Here is a 2,428-nt window from a genome sequence, read left to right as displayed (position 1 = left end):
CCAAGGCAATTTCAGCCTTCCAACTCTCTGAGTCGACACCACCGTTTAGGTATGTGTAATTAAGTACCCTACTCCACGCTTTTGAAAGAAAAGCTTCTGCACATTCTGGTACATTACGCGCTCTTGCTTGCTGATCAGCTAAAATTGCATTTAAAGCATTATCAACCGCCTTCTTGGCTAGGTCATTGGCTGCTTTTCCCTTTTCAGCATCTTTTGTGCGCTGCTCAACAAGTTGACCACGCTTATCTTCAATCACTATAAATTTAATAAAATCATCTAATAAGCTTTGGAAAATATCTAGATTGTCATCGAAATCGTTTAGCACTTTATCAACGACAGCTTCGATTTTTCCCTTCAGTCTATCTGACTTACTACCGCTTGTTTCGGTCCAGCCAAGTGCAGCAGCAGCTATTTCGTTCAGAAGTTTTCTAGCAGGATGCCCGCCACGATCAAAAAAGCTTCTATCTAGCATCGCTACTTTAAGTATAGGAATTTGAAGCCTTGCAATTAACGCTTTCATAACGGGCTGAAGCTGACGATCATCAAGAATAAAATCGAACAACATTGAAACTAGGGAAATGACATCGGAGTCCACTGAGGAAATTGCCCCTCCCTCAGAAGATTCGCTCGAGCTTGATAACAAACTACGAAAATCAACACGCTGATATCCACCTAATTGATCACCTGAAATCTGGCCAGAGAACCGATTTTGCTGCGCCGATAATTGCTGAATAATATGTGTTTGCGGAATGATATTAGACATACCACCAACACCTGCATCGATTGAACTTGCGGGCTGACCTGAATGAAGAAGAGAGCGCAACTCACCGAAAGCTATACCCTGAGAAAGGTACTGATTTTCACCGAGCGTTGGAACACTTGAAGAATCAAAGCCATTGATATCAGGCGTAGCATTCTCGAGCTGACCATTTGATTTAATCGTATCCGTCTTTGACACATTATTGAGCATTTCAACAGCCTTGCTGCTATTTGTACGCGCTGTTTTGCCAATACCGATCGTTAATGCGGGAAGTACACCTGACTGCCTTAACTGCTGATTGCAATCTTTATATACTGCCGCCATTTTCGACAGTACATAGCGTTCAAATAGTTTAAGCACGATAAGCTTTGCTCGGATGCCAAAATCGAGACAGTCACATGCTTTTGCAAAGGCATCACATAGCTTATGCGGGGACGCGGGAAAGTCTTTAGAAAATACTTCACTCTCATCAAGTATAAAGGAAACCCGAGCACTAAGCTCCTCGAGCACCGTGCCAATACCTTGATTAAGCCTCGACACCATCGCATCGACTGCGACATTAACCTCAAGTTCATCCTTATCAATAAGATCCAATGAATCTATCGAGTCACCAGACGGGCCGCTCACCTGTGGACCACTGGTAAGCGAATTGAAATTAGTCAACAACTGCTTTACAACGGCATTTGCGATATGGCGCTTCTGTAAACGAAGCTCTCTCATCGCATCGAAATACAACGCTTGGTCACCATTAGTGCCCGCTTTGTCGGCCATTTCAAACAGCGCATCATCCGCACCATCAAACAAATGACGTAATAAATCCTGCACTTTAAGTCTAAAATTATCTCTAACGACAATGACTAACTTCGGTAGCGGTTTAGCGGATACTCCTGAAATAGTTTTGCCGCCGTGAATCCCTACTATCTTTGGCTCTGCCATAATTACCCCAACTGCCCACTTGCTAAGAGTCAATTATTTAACATTTATTTGCATTATAGCGAGTCAATATTATGACTACTGTCACATTTTGTTTCCGCTTGAACCAGTTCACAAAAAATGTGAATTATTAAACCCAGCACAACAACTACTCGTCTAACAATATAGTGAACGAGAACAAGCTAAGCCACTTAGCATTATCCGAAATAATCTATATAATGGCGCCGCTAAATAAAAGTAAGCAATACTTTCGACTTTTTTTAATTTTAAGCATCCTTTGTATTCACCAGACCCAGCCTGAACAGCTTGAGCCAAAATATGAACGAATTACTTTCAAAAGCCATCGAAAATAACGTTAACGCTGCAATTTCGGAAGATGTCGGCTCCGGTGATATAACTGCTCAGCTAATTGATGCCGACAAACAGGCTTGCGCGAAAGTAATTACCCGTGAAAGTGCGATTATTTGCGGTACAAAGTGGGTTGACGCCGTCTTTCATGCAATTGATCCAACCCTTGAAATTAAGTGGTTCGTCAATGACAGAGACAACGCTTCACAAAACGAAACTCTCTTTACTGTTAGTGGCTCTGCCCGATCCATTCTAACCGGAGAACGTGCCGCACTTAATTTTCTGCAAACACTTTCTGGCACTGCAACGACAGCTAAACACTACGCAAACCTGGTTGCACACACTCAAGTAAAGCTTCTGGATACTCGTAAGACCCTACCTGGACTG

The 2,428-nt window shown here is 42.6% G+C and carries 2 protein-coding genes; one reads left to right on the top strand and one right to left on the bottom strand.

Annotated elements, in window-relative coordinates; all coding sequences use genetic code 11:
* Positions 1-1,696, bottom strand: a 1,696-nt coding sequence (locus A3761_RS02140) for a DUF1631 family protein (protein WP_068749712.1), incomplete at its 3' end; no start/stop codon positions are given.
* A gap of 315 nt (positions 1,697-2,011) precedes the next feature.
* Here A3761_RS02140 and A3761_RS02135 point away from each other — a divergent pair.
* Positions 2,012-2,428, top strand: a 417-nt coding sequence (locus tag A3761_RS02135; RefSeq protein ID WP_369808153.1) for a nicotinate-nucleotide diphosphorylase, incomplete at its 3' end; no start/stop codon positions are given.

The organism is Oleiphilus sp. HI0123 (assembly GCF_001635315.1).
Note: the sequence above shows the minus strand (reverse complement) of the source record. Positions and strands in the feature narration are given on the sequence as shown.